This window comes from Bacteroidota bacterium (assembly GCA_016722565.1).
In the GTDB taxonomy this organism is placed as follows: domain Bacteria; phylum Bacteroidota; class Bacteroidia; order 2-12-FULL-35-15; family 2-12-FULL-35-15; genus 2-12-FULL-35-15.
Window position 1 is genome coordinate 35,669 of sequence record JADKIU010000004.1, and the last position, 19,285, is coordinate 54,953.

Annotated in this window: 15 protein-coding genes and 1 pseudogene; 11 read left to right on the forward strand and 5 right to left on the reverse strand. The window is 37.0% G+C overall.

Features of this window, described 5'->3' with window-relative positions; genetic code table 11:
• Nucleotides 1-20: 20 nt before the first annotated feature.
• Both IPP64_13210 and miaB read right to left on the reverse strand, forming a co-directional pair.
• Entirely contained in the window at nucleotides 21-1,250 is a 1,230-nt protein-coding gene (locus IPP64_13210; GenBank protein ID MBL0330347.1) for a sigma-54-dependent Fis family transcriptional regulator, read from the reverse strand.
• Between the two features lies 1 nt (nucleotide 1,251).
• Entirely contained in the window at nucleotides 1,252-2,682 is a 1,431-nt protein-coding gene (miaB, locus tag IPP64_13215) for a tRNA (N6-isopentenyl adenosine(37)-C2)-methylthiotransferase MiaB (GenBank protein ID MBL0330348.1), read from the reverse strand.
• 241 nt (nucleotides 2,683-2,923) lie between these two features.
• Between miaB and topA the strand changes: the two genes are divergently transcribed.
• The 9 genes and pseudogenes from topA (at nucleotide 2,924) to gldN (IPP64_13260) (ending at nucleotide 13,846) form a co-directional block, all read left to right on the forward strand.
• Nucleotides 2,924-5,395, forward strand: coding sequence for a type I DNA topoisomerase (gene topA, locus IPP64_13220; GenBank protein ID MBL0330349.1), 2,472 nt, complete (start codon nucleotides 2,924-2,926; stop codon nucleotides 5,393-5,395).
• A gap of 137 nt (nucleotides 5,396-5,532) precedes the next feature.
• Nucleotides 5,533-6,701, forward strand: a pseudogene (locus tag IPP64_13225) (formimidoylglutamase).
• Between the two features lie 130 nt (nucleotides 6,702-6,831).
• The gene (locus tag IPP64_13230; protein MBL0330350.1) at nucleotides 6,832-7,035 is read left to right on the forward strand and encodes a type IX secretion system membrane protein PorP/SprF; all 204 of its coding nucleotides are present in this window, start codon (nucleotides 6,832-6,834) and stop codon (nucleotides 7,033-7,035) included.
• Nucleotides 7,005-7,802, forward strand: a complete 798-nt coding sequence (locus IPP64_13235) for a PorP/SprF family type IX secretion system membrane protein (protein ID MBL0330351.1) — start codon at nucleotides 7,005-7,007, stop codon at nucleotides 7,800-7,802. The genes IPP64_13230 and IPP64_13235 overlap by 31 nt, the downstream gene beginning before the upstream one ends.
• Before the next feature lie 127 nt (nucleotides 7,803-7,929).
• The gene (locus IPP64_13240; protein ID MBL0330352.1) at nucleotides 7,930-9,378 is read left to right on the forward strand and encodes an SUMF1/EgtB/PvdO family nonheme iron enzyme; all 1,449 of its coding nucleotides are present in this window, start codon (nucleotides 7,930-7,932) and stop codon (nucleotides 9,376-9,378) included.
• 55 nt (nucleotides 9,379-9,433) lie between these two features.
• A complete protein-coding gene (gldL, locus tag IPP64_13245; protein ID MBL0330353.1) occupies nucleotides 9,434-10,216 on the forward strand; it encodes a gliding motility protein GldL in 783 nt (260 codons plus the stop codon).
• Between the two features lie 101 nt (nucleotides 10,217-10,317).
• Entirely contained in the window at nucleotides 10,318-11,934 is a 1,617-nt protein-coding gene (gldM, locus tag IPP64_13250) for a gliding motility protein GldM (GenBank protein MBL0330354.1), read from the forward strand.
• Nucleotides 11,935-11,952: 18 nt separating this feature from the next.
• A complete protein-coding gene (gene gldN, locus IPP64_13255; GenBank protein MBL0330355.1) occupies nucleotides 11,953-12,822 on the forward strand; it encodes a gliding motility protein GldN in 870 nt (289 codons plus the stop codon).
• A gap of 199 nt (nucleotides 12,823-13,021) precedes the next feature.
• Nucleotides 13,022-13,846, forward strand: a complete 825-nt coding sequence (gldN, locus tag IPP64_13260; GenBank protein ID MBL0330356.1) for a gliding motility protein GldN — start codon at nucleotides 13,022-13,024, stop codon at nucleotides 13,844-13,846.
• Nucleotides 13,847-13,913: 67 nt separating this feature from the next.
• Here the strand turns inward: gldN (IPP64_13260) and IPP64_13265 are convergent, their stop codons facing one another.
• Both IPP64_13265 and IPP64_13270 read right to left on the reverse strand, forming a co-directional pair.
• Nucleotides 13,914-14,570: a DUF2461 domain-containing protein gene (locus tag IPP64_13265; GenBank protein ID MBL0330357.1), complete on the reverse strand. Its 657-nt coding sequence runs from the start codon at nucleotides 14,568-14,570 to the stop codon at nucleotides 13,914-13,916.
• Nucleotides 14,571-14,585: 15 nt separating this feature from the next.
• Nucleotides 14,586-15,695: an AI-2E family transporter gene (locus IPP64_13270; protein MBL0330358.1), complete on the reverse strand. Its 1,110-nt coding sequence runs from the start codon at nucleotides 15,693-15,695 to the stop codon at nucleotides 14,586-14,588.
• A gap of 81 nt (nucleotides 15,696-15,776) precedes the next feature.
• On the opposite strand from IPP64_13270, the gene IPP64_13275 reads away from it, so the two are divergent.
• Nucleotides 15,777-16,787 carry a metal-dependent hydrolase gene (locus IPP64_13275; GenBank protein MBL0330359.1) on the forward strand — a complete coding sequence of 337 codons (1,011 nt, stop codon included), beginning with the start codon at nucleotides 15,777-15,779 and terminating at the stop codon, nucleotides 16,785-16,787.
• Nucleotides 16,788-16,791: 4 nt separating this feature from the next.
• Here IPP64_13275 and IPP64_13280 read toward each other — a convergent pair whose 3' ends face one another.
• The gene (locus IPP64_13280) at nucleotides 16,792-17,169 is read right to left on the reverse strand and encodes a DUF983 domain-containing protein (GenBank protein MBL0330360.1); all 378 of its coding nucleotides are present in this window, start codon (nucleotides 17,167-17,169) and stop codon (nucleotides 16,792-16,794) included.
• Between the two features lie 183 nt (nucleotides 17,170-17,352).
• Here IPP64_13280 and IPP64_13285 point away from each other — a divergent pair, with 183 nt between their 5' ends.
• On the forward strand, nucleotides 17,353-19,284 hold the full coding sequence (locus IPP64_13285) for an ATP-binding cassette domain-containing protein (protein ID MBL0330361.1): 1,932 nt from the start codon (nucleotides 17,353-17,355) through the stop codon (nucleotides 19,282-19,284).
• Nucleotide 19,285: the final 1 nt, after the last annotated feature.

Consider the following 19,285-nt stretch of genomic DNA (forward strand, 5'->3'; position numbering starts at 1 on the left):
TTTATTACTTAGTCACCTAGTTACTTTATTCCATATTCATTAATCTTCCGATACAATGTTCGTTCAGAAATTCCTAATTCTTTGGCTGCATTTTTACGCTTGCCTTTGTGTTTGGTTAATGCTTTTTTTATCATGTCTTCTTCAATTTCCTGAAGCGACAATGATTCTTCTACTGCTTCGGAAACCGGAATCTGATTTTGTGAAATAATAGGTGAGGTTGTATTGTATCCCAACTGAATAGCAGTTTCTGGTGTGCCAACATCCTGAAATAATTTTTTAATCAATTGTGCATTTTCGGGTTGAAAATCTTGATTCAATTGATTGTCGTTTTCAATTAAGTCGACAACAATTTTTTTCAAGTCCATCATGTCCTTCTTCATATCAAACAGCACTTTGTATAAAATATCTCGTTCGCTAAAATCATTTCCAGCGGTAGTTGTGCTTGCTAAAACAGGTAGTTGAGCGGTTTGGTGAATCGGCAAATATTTGATCATTACATCAGCGGTAATGTCTCTGTTTTTTTCAATTACAGATATTTGTTCTGTAATGTTTTTAAGCTGACGAATGTTTCCTTGCCAATAGTAATTCGTAAGAACTTGTTCTGCCGATTCATCTAATTTGATGGTTGGCATTCTATATTTTGCTGAAAAATCGGATGCGAATTTTCGGAATAATAAATGAATGTCTTGTCTGCGTTCACGCAATGGCGGAACAACAATAGGAACGGTATTTAAACGATAAAATAAATCTTCTCTGAATTTTCCTTTTTCGATGGCTTGCTGAATATTTACATTGGTTGCGGCAACTACGCGTACATCTGTTTTTAAAACTTTGGATGAACCGACTTTAATAAATTCTCCACTTTCTAAAACACGCAACAAACGTGCTTGCGTTGCAATTGGCATTTCAGCTACTTCATCTAAAAAGATTGTCCCCCCATTTGCTACTTCAAAATAACCTTTGCGTGCTTCATGTGCTCCGGTAAATGATCCTTTTTCGTGACCGAATAATTCCGAATCAATGGTTCCTTCCGGAATCGCTCCACAGTTTACAGCAATGTATTGACCGTGTTTGCGAGCACTTAACGCATGAATAATTTGTGGAAAAACTTCTTTTCCTGTTCCGCTTTCTCCGGTAATCAATACCGTTAAATCGGTTGGTGCTACTTGTTTTGCAATATCAATGGCCCTGTCCAATGATGCTGAACCACCAATAATTCCAAAACGATTTTTTATTTCTTGAACTGTCATTTTAAACTGCTTTACCGATTAACGTTCCACCTGTACAACTTTCTGCCAACACATTTACATAATCTCCTTTTTTATAATTTTCTTTCGGAAATACCACCACACAATTTTGTGAGTTTCTTCCAAACAATTCTTCTTTCGATTTTTTTGAAGTGCCTTCCACTAAAACGCGATGCACTTTCCCAACCCCTTCTTTTGTTCTGAAAGCCGAATGTTTTAATTGCAATTCAACAATCTCCGCCAAACGTCTGCTCTTTACTTCTGCAGGAACATCGTCCGGATATTTTCGTTCTGCTAACGTTTTTGGGCGTTCACTATACGCAAACATGTAGCCAAAATCATATTTGACAGCTTCCATTAGCGACAATGTATCTTGGTGTTCTTCTTCCGTCTCCGAACAAAATCCTGAAATGATATCCATCGAAATGCCTGCATCCGGAATGATTCTGCGGATTGCATCAATTCTGCTCAAATACCATTCGCGCGTATACCCACGATTCATCATCTCTAAAATTCTGGAATTTCCAGATTGAACTGGTAAATGAATGTAGCTGCAAATGTTATCGTATTTCGCAATCGTATATAACACCTCATCATTCATATCTTTCGGATGTGATGTGCTGAAACGCACACGTAAATCAGGATTGACAAGTGCAACTTTTTCGAGTAACTGTGAAAACGTAGTTGCATTTTTTAATTCCTCTTCGGTAATGTTTTCTTTCTTTAAACCACCACCTGTCCACAAATACGAATCCACATTCTGTCCAAGTAGCGTAACCTCTTTATATCCTTGATCAAATAAATCTTGTGCTTCTTTTACAATTGTTTCCGGGTCACGACTTCTTTCTCTCCCACGTGTGAACGGAACAACACAAAATGCGCACATATTATCACATCCGCGTGTGATGCTGATGAATGCGGTTACTCCGTTGGAACCTAATCGAACCGGTGCAATATCTGCATAGGTTTCTTCTTTCGATAGAAGGACATTTACCGCTTTTTGTCCTGTCTCCGCAATTTCAATCAGTTCAGGTAAACTACGGTAGGCATCCGGACCAACAACAATGTCCACCAATTTTTCTTGCTCCAGCAATTGTGATTTTAATCGTTCTGCCATGCAGCCCAAGACCCCCACAATTAAATCCGGATTTGTTTTTTTAGCTTTTTTATATTCGGTCAAACGTTTTCTTACACGTTGCTCAGCTCCTTCACGAATAGCGCAAGTGTTCACAAAAATTACATCCGCTTCGTTAAAGTCGTTAGTGGTGGTAAATCCTTTGTCTTTTAATATCGATGCAACAATCTCGCTATCCGAAAAATTCATTGCACACCCGTAACTCTCCAAAAACAGTTTTTTACCGTTCGGATTAACAGGTTTTTCAATCATTAATGCTTCACCTTGTTTGCTTTCGTCAATTACTTTGTTCTCGCTCATTTTATTTTTTAATGGAAGGCAAAGATAATCAAAATAAATGGGTGACAAAATGGCGCATTTCGATTTATTTTCATAAAAATTCAAAAAATTATATATATATATTTATATATATATGTTCTGACAAAAGCAAATTTAATTTGCAAAAATCATTTTTGATTTGTTTTCTTTGCAACGAATTTTGAGAAAATGGCATCTCAGCGATAATTCATTTTCATTAAACATAAAACTAATTAGCTGGCGTATGAGCAAAAATTTAGTGATCGTGGAGTCCCCTGCAAAGGCGAAAACAATAGAAGGATTTTTAGGAGAAGGATTTACTGTAAAGTCGAGTTATGGTCACGTTCGTGACTTAGCAAAAAAAGGATTTGGAGTGGATATCGAAAATAATTTCACTCCTAATTATGAAGTATCACCCGATAAAACAAAAGTCGTTAACGAATTAAAATCATTAGCAAAAAAAGCAGAAATTGTATGGTTAGCAACGGATGAGGACCGTGAAGGAGAAGCCATTTCCTGGCATTTGTTTGAAGCATTAAACTTGTCTGAAAAGAGTACAAAGCGAATTGTTTTTCACGAAATCACCAAACCTGCAATTAAAAATGCAATCGCAAACCCACGCACCATCGATAAGCATTTGGTGGATGCACAGCAAGCACGCAGAATTTTAGATCGTTTGGTAGGTTTTGAACTTTCTCCAATTCTTTGGAAAAAGGTTCGTCCATCCTTGTCTGCCGGTCGTGTTCAATCGGTTACCGTTCGTTTAATTGTGGAGCGTGAGCGTGAAATTGTTGCGTTTAACAGTACTTCTTCCTATAAAGTAACTGCAAATTTTATGGTGGGGAGTGCCAGTGTAAAAGCAGAACTTTCTACGAAATTCAAATCGTTAGAGGATGCACGTGCATTTTTGAAAAAGTGTGAAAACGCTGATTTTACAATTGATATCTCAGAAACTAAACCAACAAAAAAATCACCATCTGCCCCTTTTACAACCTCTACTTTGCAACAGGAAGCTAGTCGTAAATTGGGTTTCTCCGTTGCACAAACAATGGTGGTTGCACAACGTTTGTATGAAAGTGGAAAGATTACGTACATGAGAACGGATTCGGTAAATCTTTCTGAAACCGCTATTAATCAAGCAAAGGAAGCGATTACAGGAAACTACGGAGCAAAATATTTAAACATCCGTCAATATAAAAATAAATCCAAAGGAGCACAAGAAGCACATGAGGCAATTCGTCCGACTTACATCGAAAAACAAACAGTCGATGGTGATGCAGGCGAAAAACGTTTATATGATTTGATTTGGAAACGTACCATTTCATCTCAGATGAGTGATGCTGAATTGGAAAAAACAACAGTCGTAATTACAGCTTCAGGAACAACTGAAAAATTTGTTGTTCAAGGGGAAGTATTGAAATTTGATGGTTTCTTGAAAGTATATTTGGAAGGCACAGATGACGAGGAAGATGAAAATCAATCCGGAATGTTGCCACCAATGAAAGTGGGAGAAAAATTAAAAGTGAACGAAATTACTGCGATGGAACGCTTTACCCACCATCCGGCAAGATATACCGAAGCGAGCTTGGTGAAGAAATTGGAAGAACTCGGTATCGGCCGTCCATCAACCTATGCACCAACAATCTCTACTGTTCAAAAACGTGAATACGTTGTAAAAGAAGACAGAGAAGGAGTTCAACGTAATTTTAACGTGTTGACATTGAAAGAAGGAAAAATAAATGATGAAGTTCGCACAGAAGGAACCGGTGCAGAGAAATCGAAACTGTTTCCTACAGATATCGGAATGGTTGTGAACGACTTTTTATTCAAAGAGTTTCCTCAAATCATGGATTATAATTTTACTGCAAAAGTAGAAGAGGAGTTTGATGAAATTGCTGAAGGAAAAATTTTGTGGACAAAAATGTTGGCGGATTTCTACAAGCCATTTCATAAAAATGTAGTAGATACTTCTGAAAATTCAGAACGTGCATCCGGTGAACGTTTATTGGGTGTGGATCCTGTTTCTGGAAAAAATTTATATGTGCGTATCGGTCGTTTTGGACCAATGGCACAACTTGGTGAAGGGAATGATGAAAATAACAAACCGAAATTTTCTTCGTTGCGAAAAGACCAACGTTTGGATACCATAACTTTTCAAGAAGCATTGGATTTGTTCAAGCTTCCGCGTGTTGTGGGCATGTTTGAAGATAAAGAAATGGTAGTTGCTGTGGGCCGTTTCGGACCATATGTTCGTCACAACAGTTTATTTATTTCATTGAAAAAAGAAGATGATCCGATGACGGTTTCTGCAGAAAGATGTGTGGAGTTGATTCTTGCAAAACGTCAGGCGGAAATTGATAAATACATCAAAACATTTGCTGAACGTCCGGATGTTCAAGTATTGAATGGCCGTTGGGGACCTTATTTGGTGATAGATGGAAATAATTTCAAATTACCAAAGGGAACAGATGCACCTTCGTTAACCTTACAAGAATGTTTGGACATTGCTGCAGATCCTAAAAATGCGAGCAAAGGAAATCGTTTTAAGAAAAAGCAACCTGAGAAGAAACCGTTTAAACAAGCAGCAGCAAAGAAGGCTTCGCCTAAGAAAGCAGCTGTGAAAAAAGTTGCTGCAAAGAAAACAGGTGCAGTGAAAAAGGTTGCCGCCAAAAAAGCTCCTAAGAAAGCTGCAAAAAAAGCAGTAGCAAAAAAATAATTGCATGGATTGTTCTTGTGGAATGTTAGTCAAGTTGTGAAAAAGTTTTTTTAACGCGCAAAGCAACCAATTGATTTTTTTGCGTCATTTATGCAATTGGAAAACAGTAACCCAATTAACTTTTTCGACTCGATTTTATGCAGGAATTTTTTACACCCATCGATACTACTCAATTTAACGGAGCAAGCAAGTATCCCGCTTCTTCCTACGGAAAGCTGATTAACGCATATCTGCAAGGAGGTGATTTTCCTTCATTAGAAAACGTTCACTTGGCAATTATCGGAGTAGAAGAAGATAGAAAAGCCTTGAATAACGAAGGTTGTGGTTTGGCTGCAGATTATGTTCGCGAAAATTTATACAAATTATTTCAAGGAAATTATACAGCAAAAATTGTCGATTTAGGAAATATCAAAAAGGGGAATTCCATTGACGATAGCTACTTTGCGGTTACAGATGGGTTAGCACAACTGCTCAAAAAAAATATTGTTCCCATCATCATCGGAGGCTCACAAGATTTAACCTATTGCAATTATCTGGCGTATTTGAAGATGGAACAAACCATCAACATTGTTGCAGTGGACTCCTCTTTTGATATCGGTGACGGAGAAAAACACTGGACTCACAAAGTTATTTAAGTAAAATCATTTTACATAAACCCAACATTCTTTTCAACTATAGCAACATTGGCTATCAATCCTATTTTGTGGATCAAAACTCGGTGGAGTTGATGAGCAAATTGTTTTTCGATACCCACCGCTTAGGGAAAGTTCGAAAAAATATGGAAGGTGTTGAGCCCATCGTTAGAAATGCAGATTTGGTAAGCTTTGATGTTTCAGCCATTCGCCAAAGTGATGCTCCCGGAAACGGAAATGCTTCGCCAAATGGCTTTTATGGGGAAGAAGCTTGTCAGATTACCCGTTATGCTGGAATGAGCGATAAATTAACCTCAATTGGTTTTTATGAAATCAATCCGGCTTTTGATACAAATAAACAAACGGCTCACCTAGTGGCACAGATGATTTGGTATTTTATTGACGGGTATTACAACCGTAAGCAAGATTACCCGATTGTAGATAAGTCGGAGTATACAAAATACCGTGTATCCATTAAAGATCATGAGCATGAAATCGTTTTTTATAAAAGCAACAAAAGCGACCGTTGGTGGATGGATGTGCCCTATCCGGTGAATCATCAGATAAAATTTGAACGGCATCATATGGTTCCTTGCTCTTACAGCGATTATGAAACCGCATGTAGCGATGAATTACCTGATAATTGGTGGCAGACCTACCAAAAATTGGGATAAAAAGAGTAAAAAGAGCGTTCATTAACAATAAAATGTTCAAAAAGTTTGTTTTTATTAAACTTATACTTAATTTAGCGACCTAACTTTAATAAAAAACAGCAGAAAAACTGTTCAATTTAAAAAGTAAAAAATGAAAAAAAGCCTTACTATCATTGCATTTTCGATTACAGGATTAGTATCATTTGCTCAGCAAGATGCGCAATTCAGTATGAATATGTTTAATCGTTTGTCGGTTAATCCGGGGTATGCCGGAACGAACAAAGCGTTATGTGCGACTATTTTATACCGTGACCAATGGGATAAATTCCTGGAGCTCCTAAAACAGGACTTCTAAGTGTTGATTATGGTCAAATTGCACATGGTGGTATTGGTTTCACAATCGATCAAGATCAATTAGGATTTGATAAAACCTTAAAAGCAAAATTGGCTTATTCATTCCATTTACAATTAGGTACTGAAGGTGTTTTGGGTATCGGTTTGGATGCTGGTATGATTAATAAGTCGATGAAAGGTAATTTCATTGCCCCAGATGGTACAACAACCGAAGCAGGTGGCGGTACTGATAATGCTATTCCTTGGAGTGGTACTTCTGCTACTACCTATGATGTTGGATTCGGTTTATATTATACCAATAATAAATTGTATGTTGGTTTGTCTTCATTGCACTTACCACAACAAACATTATCTAAGAAAAAAGGTTCTACCACTCCGGGTGTTCCATCAACAGATTACGATTTTACGTACGAAGTTGCTCGTCACTATTATGTAATGGCAGGATATAAGTTCCAATTAGGAACTCAATTTGATTTAACACCATCTATTTTAACAAAATCGGATGCTTCTTCTACGCAGTTGGATTTCAACTTGTTAGCAAGATGGAACCAAATGGTATTTGTGGGTGCTTCTTACCGTTTAACGGATGCAATTCCGGTAATGGTAGGGATGGAGTGGAAAGGCTTTAAGTTAGGGTATGCATACGATGTAACCTTATCTGCATTGAAGAGCCACAGCTCAGGAACACATGAATTAATGTTAGGGTATTGCAAGAAATTCACTAAGCCAGAGCGTAAGCAAGGCCACATGAATGTACGATTCTTGTAAAAAAATCAAATTTTTGTAACCTTAATTTTTTAGTATCGTTTAAGCTACTCTATTTGCTTTCGAAATCATCATACTTTGTGTGTGATGATTTTCTAACAATAAGGGGTTTAATATAAAAACAACAAATATGAAAAAGTTGCTCTTGTTAGGTTCTATGATTGCTATTGCTTTTACAAGTTGTAAAACTAGCACCGGAGAACTTGTAGGTGTTCACCCTCGACCGGAATGGTTCGATATCGATCCTTTTGGTATGTTGTACATCCCTATGGGAAGTTACAATATGGGTCCAAGTGATGAGGATACTCCTTATTCACACACCACAAAGTCAAAAACAGTTTCTGTTCAGGCTTTTTACATTGACCAAACCGAAATTTCAAACAACGAATATCGTCAGTTTGTATATTGGGTGAGAGACTCAATTGCACACCGTGCTTTATTCGAAGATGGTAGAGCTGAACATGGTGTTGAAACCGATGACTATGAGCAGCCAATTGATCCTCCTTTGGTGAACTTTGAGGAAGAAATCGCTTACGATGAAACAGATGTAAGAGAGGTTCTTGAATTTATGTATTTACCAGTTGAAGAGCGTTTTTACAAACGCAGAGAAATTGATACGCGTAAATTAAATTATGAATACTATTGGATTAACTTGCGTTTGGCTGCTCAAAAGTCAAACCGTTTCAAACCATCAAAATCTCCGGATGATAAAGGCCGTGATTTTATCAACGGTTACCAATCAACCAGCGTAGGTGATAACAAAACATTAGGTCACTATGATGTAAAAGATCAAGTATCTGATGGTAGTGGTAATTATAGTACACGTGAACAAAAAGATAAAGACAGAAGTGTATTTATTGTTAAAGATATCATTAACGTTTACCCTGATACATTAGCATGGGTTCATGATTTCACGTATTCATTCAATGAGCCAATGACCAATATGTATTTTTGGCATCCGGCTTATGACGACTACCCGGTAGTAGGTGTTAGCTGGAAACAAGCTCGTTCTTTTTGTATTTGGAGAACACAATTGTTTAATAACTGGTTAGTAGGAAATGGACAGTCGTATGTAAACGATTTCCGTTTACCAACAGAATCAGAATGGGAATATGCTGCAAGAGGTGGAAATGCTTTAAGTCCATTCCCTTGGGGTGGTCCTTATATCAGAAATGCCCTTGGATGTTTCTTGGGTAACTTTAAACCAATGCGCGGTTCTTATATCGATGACGGAGGTTTCCATACTGTAAAAATTGCTTCTTACAATCCGAATGATTACGGTTTATATTGTATGGCAGGAAATGCTGCTGAGTGGACCAGCAATGCATTTGATGAATCAGCATACGATTTTTCTCACGATTTAAATCCGGATTATGTGTATGAAGCTCAAGATAACGAAGCGACTGTATTGAAGCGTAAAGTTATCAGAGGTGGTTCTTGGAAAGATGTGGGTTATTACTTACAAACAAGTACAAGAACATATGAGTATCAAGATACAGCGAAATGTTACGTTGGTTTCCGTTGTGTTCAAACATACCTTGGTCGTCAAAGAGGAGATGCACCAGGTGAAGGCTTTTAATTTGTATTCTCTAATCTAAACTAAATAATAATTATTAACTTTTAAATTTAAAATTATGGGTGGTAAAAAATGGAAAAGTTTCATGGCCAAATTGTATGGATTTGGTGCGGCAATCGTAATCGTTGGAGCGATGTTTAAAATTATGCATTGGCCAGGTGCGGGACCAATGCTTGTTGTTGGTTTATCTACAGAAGCGGTAATCTTCTTTTTCTCGGCATTTGAGCCACCACACGAAGAGGTGGATTGGAGTTTAGTATACCCTGAATTAGCTGGTATGCACGGTGAAGAAGGTGATCACAAACAAATTGAAGAAGACAAAGGTTCTATTACAGAACAATTAGATACAATGCTAGAAGATGCGAAAATCGGACCGGAACTAATTGCTAGTTTAGGTGAAGGGATGCGCAGCTTAAGCGATCAAGCAGGAAAATTAAGTAATATCACTGATGCATCTGTTGCAACTAATGAGTATGTATCAAGTGTGCAATCTGCAGCTAAAAACGTAAGCTCATTATCTGGTGCTTATTCTAAAGCAGCAGAATCATTAATGGGTCTTTCTGTTAGTGGTGATGATAGTGCTAACTTAGGTGATCAAATCGTTAAGGTTTCTAAAAATTTATCTGCATTAAATGCTTCTTACGAATTGCAATTGCAAGGTTCGAATGATCATTTAAAAGCAACTTCTAAATTCTATAGCGGATTAGAAGACTTGATGAAAAACTTGAACGAGTCTGTTGATGATACTAAGAAATACAAAGAGCAAATAGGTCAACTATCTTCTAACTTAGAATCATTGAACACTATTTACGGTAACATGCTTACCGCAATGAGAAAATAATTCCGTTTCAACGGAATTATTTTTTCTATTTGTTGAAGAATATTAATTCTTCGGCAGCGACTTATTAATTTAATATTAATCTATAGAAATAATATAGAACTATGTCAGGTGGAAAAGAAACCCCAAGGCAGAAGATGATTGGTATGATGTACCTGGTGTTAACAGCACTTTTGGCGCTTAACGTATCAAAAGAAATTCTGAATGCCTTTGTTATTATTGAAGAAGGTTTGAACACTACAAACGTGAATTTTGATAGTAAGAATGGAATATTATATTCCAAATTCGCGAAAGCAATGGCTGATAATCCTGTTAAAACGAAGCCTTGGAATGAAAAAGCTCAAACTGCTAAAAAGAAATCAGCTGAGTTGTGTGCTTATATTGATGAGATTAAAAGCGAGTTGTATCAACGTATTCAAAAGCTTGAAAAATCGGTTGCCGATACTTTCCAATTAAAAAATTTAGATAGTAAGGATGAAAACAATATCCCTACTGAAATTTTAATTGGTGCTGGTGCAGATCCAGAAAATCCAACCGGTAAATCAAAAGAGTTGAAAGAAAAAATCGAAAAGTTCAAAAAAGAGATGACTGCTTTAGTTCCTGATAAAGAACGTAACAGTTTGAAACTGGGCTTGAGTACAGAAGAAATGTATTCTATCGGAGATGAAAAAATGGTTTCTTGGGAAAGCAATATGTTTGCTCATCAACCAGCAGCAGCTGTATTTAGTGTTTTAGCGAAATTGAAAAATGACGTTAAAAATGCGGAAAGTGATGTTGTATCAATTTTGTTAAAATCAATCACGGCAGATGACTTCTCTTTTGACCAAGTTGTTGCGAAAGTTGTTGCACCAACAAGTTACATCGTATCTGGAGAAAAATATACAGCTGATATCTTTGTGGCAGCATATAGCTCTACCCAAGATCCTGAAGTGTTAATTGGTTCTGTTGATACAACAGACAAAAAGAATCCGAAAATTGCCGGAACTGGAACAAAAGTTCCTGTTTCTGCCGGAGTAGGTAAATACGAAGTGCCTACTGGTGCTGAAGGATTGCAAGAATTCTCCGGAATTATTAATGTTAAAGCACCAGATGGAACTTCAAAAGGATATCCTTTCAAAGGTGATTACATGGTGGCTCGTCCTTCTATGGCAGTTTCACCAACAAAAATGAATGTGTTCTATATCGGAGTTGAAAATCCTGTAGATATTTCTGTTGCCGGTGCAGCTCCAACTGATGTTGTTGCTACTATGAGTGGCGGAGGTGGAAGCATCATCAACAAAGGTCAAGGACATTACATTGTAAAAGTAACATCTGGAAACGAGTGCTCAGTAAACGTAGCTGTGAAAACAAAAACAGGCTCGAAATCAATGGGTGCTATGAAATTCCGTGTGAAGAAAGTACCTAGTCCACAAGCTTCTTATGCTGGTGTTGTAGGTGATGGTAAAGTGTCAAAAGGTGAATTGATGAATGCTGGAGGGGTTATTCCTAAATTGGAAGATTTCGTATTCGATTTAAAATTCCCTGTTGTATCTTGGAACATGTCAATCTTTATTAATGGTGTTTATGCCGATTACACTGCACAAGGTGCAAGTGCTACCGGGCAAATGAAAGACATCTTAGGTAAAGTAAAACCTGGTCAAAAAGTATTAATCGAAGAGGTAAAAGTTCAAGCTCCTGATGGGGTTAGAAAAATTACCGGCTGCGTATTAAAAATTAAATAGTAAATAAAAAAGGTGATCATGAAAAAATTGAAATTTCTTTTTTTAGTATTGATTGTTGCTTTTGCAACAGTTAATGTCTCTGCTCAGGAGGTTATTAAACCACCCAAATATCCTGATGGAGTTTATACAAAAGAAAACTCTCGTACTCGTAGAGCAATCCCTTATCCAACACTTCGCGAAGCAGATGTTATGTGGAGCAAACGTATTTGGCGTGTGATTGATTTGCGTGAAAAAATGAACCACCCGTTATACTATCCGGATGAGCAAATTTTGGATAGAAAAAGTTTATTTGATGTTATCAAAGACGCTGCTACAAAAGATGGAACAATCACTTGTTTCAACCAAGCTGCAACGGATGATGAGTTCAGATATGACATGACAAAAAGTGAAATTGATGGATTACTTGTAAAGTGGGATTCAACAGCTACAGCTGAGGATCCTAATAACCCTGGAACTTTTATTGCAGCTCCTCAAAAAGAGGAAATCAGCACAATCAGTGTTTGGCAATATTGGGTAAAGGAAGACTGGTTTTTTGATAAACAACGTTCAGTACTAGATGTTCGTATCATTGGATTGTGTCCTTTGGTTGAGAAAAAGACTGAAAGTGGTGAGTCTACCGGTGCAAGTACTCCTTTGTTCTGGATTTACTTCCCTGAAGCACGTCCGGTTTTCGCAAATCATGAAGTATATATGCGTCACAACGATGCTGAAAGAAGAACGTTTGAAGATATTTTTTGGAAAAGAATGTTCTCTAGTTATGTTCGTAAAGAAAGTAACGTTTACAACAGAGGTATTTTTGATTACAAAACAGGCTTAGATCAGCTGTTGGAAGCTGAAAGAGTTAAAAATGATATCTTTATCTACGAACACGATTTGTTCCATTTCTAGATAACAACTTAATGATTTAAAAGCCCCGAGCATTTTGCTTCGGGGCTTTTTGTTTTTTTAACTACAATAAAATTTTAGTGCACTCCGTTTTAATAGAGAAAAGGAGGTCGCTATGAAACATTCACCGAATGTTCAGATTGAGAAGAAGTCTTTTTTTCAATCGTTCACACTTTTCAATTTCATTTTATTTTTTTGTGTCATGTCTAACGTTGCTGCTGCTCAATGCGCACCCAAAGCAACCGTTAAAGATCCACCGTTTGATCCCTGTAAGAGCAATCGGATTGCTCGACCGTTTCCCATGCGCAACGTATATGTTCGAGAAGCGGATGTGATGTGGAGTAAACGCGTTTGGAGAGTGATTGATTTACGTGAAAAGCTCAATTTGCCATTGTATTACCCCGAGCAACCAACCGTTTGTTTAATGAGTTTATTTGATGTTTTGAAATGCGCTCTATTAAATGATAATTTACAAGCATTCTCAAATCCGATTTTTGACGATGAATTTACAATGCCTATGACAAAGGAAGAAGTAGGAAAGCTTTTGGTGAGTTGGGATTCTACCCATCAAACTGAAGATGTAAATAATCCGGGTACGTTCTTGACAATGCCCATGAAAACAGAAATTACAGCATCCAATATTCGTCAATATTGGATAAAAGAGGATTGGTATTTTGATAAACAACGTTCGGTTATGGAAGCCAAGATTGTTGGGATTTGTCCACTTGCTGAAAAACTTTCTGAAAGTGGAGAGGTGATAGGGGTGAAACCACTTTTCTGGATTTATTTTCCGGATGCTCGACCATTTTTAGCAAAAGCTGCAGTTTTTAACAGACATAATGATGCCGAGCGAATGAGTTATGACGAACTGTTCGTAAAACGAATGTTTTCCAGTTATGTTTATAAGGAATCCAATGTATACAATCGTTCCATTGCTGATTATAAACAAGGCTTGGATATCCTCCTGGAATCAGAGTCAATTAAAGATGAAATTTTTGTTTATGAAAGCGATTTATGGCATTATTAGTAAGACATCGTTTTGCAAACATTTTTTGCAAAATAGGTTGTCTTACTTATCCCGAAGAAATTCGTGATTAATCGCAAGCTCTTCTTAAAAATAAATTCAAAGGGTACATTGCCTTTGTGACCTCGTTGCACTGTTTTAAAAATGTTTTTGATAAAACGTCTTTGTCCGACAGGTTGTGAAGGGTGATGTAGCTTTTGTATTTTAATAATTCAATTTCTGGATGGGTTTTGTCGTATCCTTTTGGAACTGTTTTTAATTTATCCTCATCCGATAATTTTCCAAGTAGCTTTTTGAATTCTTTCGCTCCGATTATTTTTTTAAATTCTTCGGTATTGTAATCGATTTCCTGACGAATTGCATTGATTTGCGGGGTTGGCGGTTGCCACATTCCTCCGGCAATAAATGAGGCTCCGGGTTGGAGCTGGATGTAATACCCTGCATCAAATGATTTTTTTCCTCCCGGTGCTAAAATGGCACCAAAATTATTTTTGTAGGGAGCTTTGTTCTTCGAAAAACGAACATCTCTATTGATTCTAAAAATACAATCTTTCGCTTCCAAATGTTTTATGCTGGGGTCAAATTTTGCTGTAGAAAGAATGAACTCGCTTACAAATTCTTTGAAATTAGTTTTTGCTAATTCATAGTCAGGTCGGTTCTTTTCAAACCAATCCCTGTTATTGTTTTTGCTTAGTTTGGATAAAAAATCGAGTGTTGATTTATGAATCATAGGACCTGATGTTTAACTTTTTTCTTCCAATTCAGAAGTGAGTTTTTGCACGATTTTAAAATTATAAAGAAATTCTTTAGCAATGATCCGCAGGATGGTATAGATCGGGACCGCAACAATCATCCCTCCGATACCGGCAAGTGTGCCAGCAATTAAGATAACTAAAAATATTTCCAGTGGATGGGCTTTCACAATATTAGAAATAACAAGTGGCTGGAAAATGATGGAGTCAACTAATTGTACACATAAAAACACAAGGGAAATTTTGTACACAAGTGGTAGTAATTGGGTGTAAAATTCTAACTCTAAATTGGAGGTAACACCAATCAAAATACCAAATGCTGCAGCGATTAATGGTCCTACATAAGGAATCACGTTCATTAGCCCTGCAAACATACCAATGAGTAAACAGTTTTTTACGCCAAGTAGACTAAGTGCAATGGTTGTGAGTGTTGCAACAAAAAGCATATCCAGTAGTATGCCGATAAAATATTTTGTCAGCAACCGCTTGGTGTCGCGCATAATATCTTTAATCGCTTCAATATGTTTTGGGGGAGTTAAGAGCAATGCAACATTGTATATTAAATGTTTGTCCTTCATAAAAAAGAACGCCATAAACAGCACAATAAATGTTCCTCCAATAATATCGGTTGTTAGACTTACTATTCCTTGTGCATAGGAAGATACTTCTTGGAAATTTATAATACCGGTAAGCTGTGTCGCAATAAACTTTTCAAGGGATTCTCCATTTCCGTATCTGATTTGAAATTTTTGAAGGTCGTAGTTCAGATTCGCTAATGGTTCTTTAAATGTTTCTACTACTTCGTTTGGATTGATTTTGCTGATTATTCTGGCCTCTTCAACCAATAATGGAATAAACATGGAAACAAAAAGACCCAAAACGAGGGTGATGGAAATCAGTGCTAAGAGCGCAGAAACGCTGACAGGAATGCTGATTTTTTTAATTCGAATAGAGGAGAATAACTTAACAAGCGGCTGACCAATCAACGAAATGATGATGGCGATACAGATGTAAATTAAAATGGTTTTTAAGTACCAAGCAATAAAAGCAAAAAATGCAACGGCTAAGCCGATAAGAAAATATTTTGATTTGTTTTGCATCGATTATTTATGTGAATATAAAGGTATTAATATTCATAAATAAAAACCAATCTATTGTATATTTGTTGAATATTATAAAGCATGGATTCGTTAACACATATTGTTTTAGGCGCAGCAATTGGGGAAGCTGTTTTAGGAAAGAAAATTGGTAGAAAAGCTATGCTTTGGGGCGCTTTAGCCGATACAATTCCTGATTTTGATGTATTCGCTTCGCCATGTGTTTCCGATGCGCAACAACTTTTAATTCATCGTGGAATTACACATTCCATCTTTTTTATTCTTGTGATGTCTCCACTGCTGGGTTGGCTTTTTAGTAAATGGTTTAAGAAAGCAGAAGTTAGTTGGAAAAGATGGAGCCTGCTTTTTTTATTGGGGATGTCAACTCATATCTTTATCGATTCTCTAACTGCCTATGGAACCGGATGGTTCGAACCATTCAGTAGGTATCGTGTTACATTCAATACCATTTTTGTTGCCGATCCATTTTATACGTTACCTTTCTTAATATGTATTTTAATTGCACTCATTGCAAAAAATGGAAGTCCACGAAGAGTCAAATGGAACAAGTTGGGACTATGGATCAGTAGCATTTATTTAGTATTCACGATTATCAATAAATGGCATGTGCATGATCACATGTCTACGGCCTTTGCAGAACAAAAATTAACAGCAGATGATTTTATTACAACCCCAACACCATTAAACAATTTTCTATGGATGGCATACTCACATGATAGTTTAGGGACGTGGATTGGTTACTACTCAATTTTTGATAAAACGGAGAAAATTGATTTTAAGAGAGTGGAAAGAAATGATTCGTTACTAAAACCCTTCGAAGGAGATGAATCCTTGCGATTATTAAAACAGTTTTCAAAAGGACATTATATTATCACAAAAGTGGATTCTGCTGTTTATTTCAATGATGTGCGGTTTGGACAAATGGTTGGCTGGGATGAAACCGATGCCTCTTTTCCTTTTTCTTACCGCTTAAACAAAAATGCTGATAATTCGATGGCATTGGATAGAGGGAAATTTAAAATTTCTTTGTCGGAAGCATTTGCTTCTTTGGTGGATAGGGTAAAAGGACGTTAACGAATTAGTGTTTTAACTCTTTGTACCGTACAAAAAAGTGGATCCAAATAATACGCGATAATCTGTAAAATATTGGGAGTAACAGAATGAGCAGGGTTGTAAGTGTGATGATAAAGGGGACAACTTCTACCGAGAAAACCACACAGAGCAATAAAAACAAACCAATCCCAAATCCTACTGTAAGCGCGTAACTCACATACGTTGCTCCGAAATAATACCCCGGCTCTCTTCTAAAGTCTTCGTTGCAAACTGGACAGCGATCGTTTAATCGGCCAAAAGATTGTAAGTTATAGGGATTACTTGTTTCGAAAAAATTGCCTTCGTGACAACGTGGGCACTTGTTCTTCAATACACTGTAAATGGGAGATTTCTTATCAAACATAGAAACTGTAACTATTCAACAAAATTACAAATAAGAATGAGTTGAACGGTGTTTTCCTGGAAATATGTGGGGTTTTAATCATAAATATCATCCCTAAACCCAATTTCAGTGGGGAATTCTTCTATCCAACTGGGCTGTAAGGTTTATTTTTAGTAAATTTGCACCCTTAAATTTTAAGAAATAATGATTTCAGTAAATTCTGTGACAGTATCCTTTGGTGGATACGATTTGTTTGATAATGTGAGTTTTTTGGTAAACCCGAAAGATCGTATTGGTTTGGCGGGGAAAAATGGTGCCGGTAAATCGACCATGCTTAAGCTTTTATCTGGACTTCAAAATCCGACAAAAGGAGAGATTTCTAAACCGAATGATTTCCGTATCGGCTATTTGCCACAGGATATGATTCATCAGCATGGGCGCACTGTATTTGAGGAAACAGCAACCGCTTTTGAAGAAATTCAGCGCTTAGAGGCGCGTTTAAATGTCATCACACATGAGCTGGAAACACGCACAGATTACGAAAGTGATGCGTATATGAATTTGATTACGGAATTGACTGACATCAATACACGTATGGACATTATTGGTGCAGGAAATCGTGAAGAGGAGATTGAAAAAATACTAAAAGGTTTAGGATTTGAACGTGCAGATTTTCATCGTCAAACATCTGAATTTAGTGGTGGATGGCGTATGCGGATTGAGTTAGCGAAAATTCTTTTGCGTAAACCTGATATTTTATTGCTCGATGAGCCTACCAATCACTTAGATATTGAATCCATTCAATGGTTGGAAGAAACCATGCAAACGTTTGCTGGTTCAGTGATGTTGATCAGTCACGATAGACAATTTTTGGATAATGTAACAACGCGTACCATCGAAATATCGAATCAGAAAATTTACGATTATAAAACAAACTATTCTCGTTATTTGGTGTTGCGTCAAGAGCGAAAAGAGCAACAAGAGAATGCAGCTAAAAATCAGCAAAAAGTAATTGATCAAACAGAAGCCTTAATTGATAAGTACCGCGCAAAAGCTAGTAAAGCTGCCTTTGCGCAGTCATTGATTAAAAAGTTGGATCGTATGGACATTGTTGAAGTGGATGAAAGTGACACGACAACAATGGCGTTTCGTTTTCCACCTCCGGCACTTTCAGGTAAAATCGTTGTAACCGTAGAAGATGCCGGTAAGGTATACGGAACAAAACGTATTTTTAAAGGTGCAAATTTCATTTTAGCAAAAGGAGAAAAAATTGCATTGGTAGGTAGAAACGGGGAAGGAAAGAGTACCATGATGAAAATGATCGCTCAGCAAATTGATTTTGAGGGAACCGTTCAGTTGGGGCATAATGTGATGATGGGTTATTTTGCACAAGATCAGGCGGAAAAATTAGATCCGAATAAAACAGTTTTTGAAACCATTGATGAACTTGCTGTTGGAGATGTTCGGAAACAAGTACGAACCATGTTAGGGTCTTTTCTATTTGGTGGTGAGGATATTGATAAAAAAGTGCGCGTGCTGAGTGGTGGTGAACGTGGTCGATTGGCTTTGTGTAAATTATTGCTTCAACCTTATAATTTGTTGGTATTGGATGAGCCAACCAATCACTTGGATATTCGTAGTAAAGAAGTGTTGAAAAAAGCAGTTCTTGCCTATGAAGGAACGGTTATTATTGTTTCCCATGATAGAGATTTTTTGGCAGATCTTACCGAGAAAATGTATGAATTCAGAAATGGTGAAGTGAGAGAACATTTGGGTGGCATCAATGAGTTTATGGAAAAATTGAAGATGTATCGCTTGACAGAGATGAATACAAAAAGTCCTTTTGTGAAAGCGAAAGCAGAAGTTAAAGAAGAGAAACCAAAAGTGGTGGATTCATTTGCAGACGAACGCGCAAAAGAATTAAAATTAATCAATTCTCAAATTGCTAAATCTGAAAAAGAAATTGCGCGATTGGAAGCAGAGATTAAATTGTTTGACGATAAGTTATCTGACCCATCACAATACCAAGCGGTAGTAAACGATAAGGAAGCGTTTGCTAAATATGAAGCTTTGAAAAAACAGTTAGAAGTTGAAATGCAAAATTGGGAAGCACTTCAGGCAAAACTGGATAGCTAGT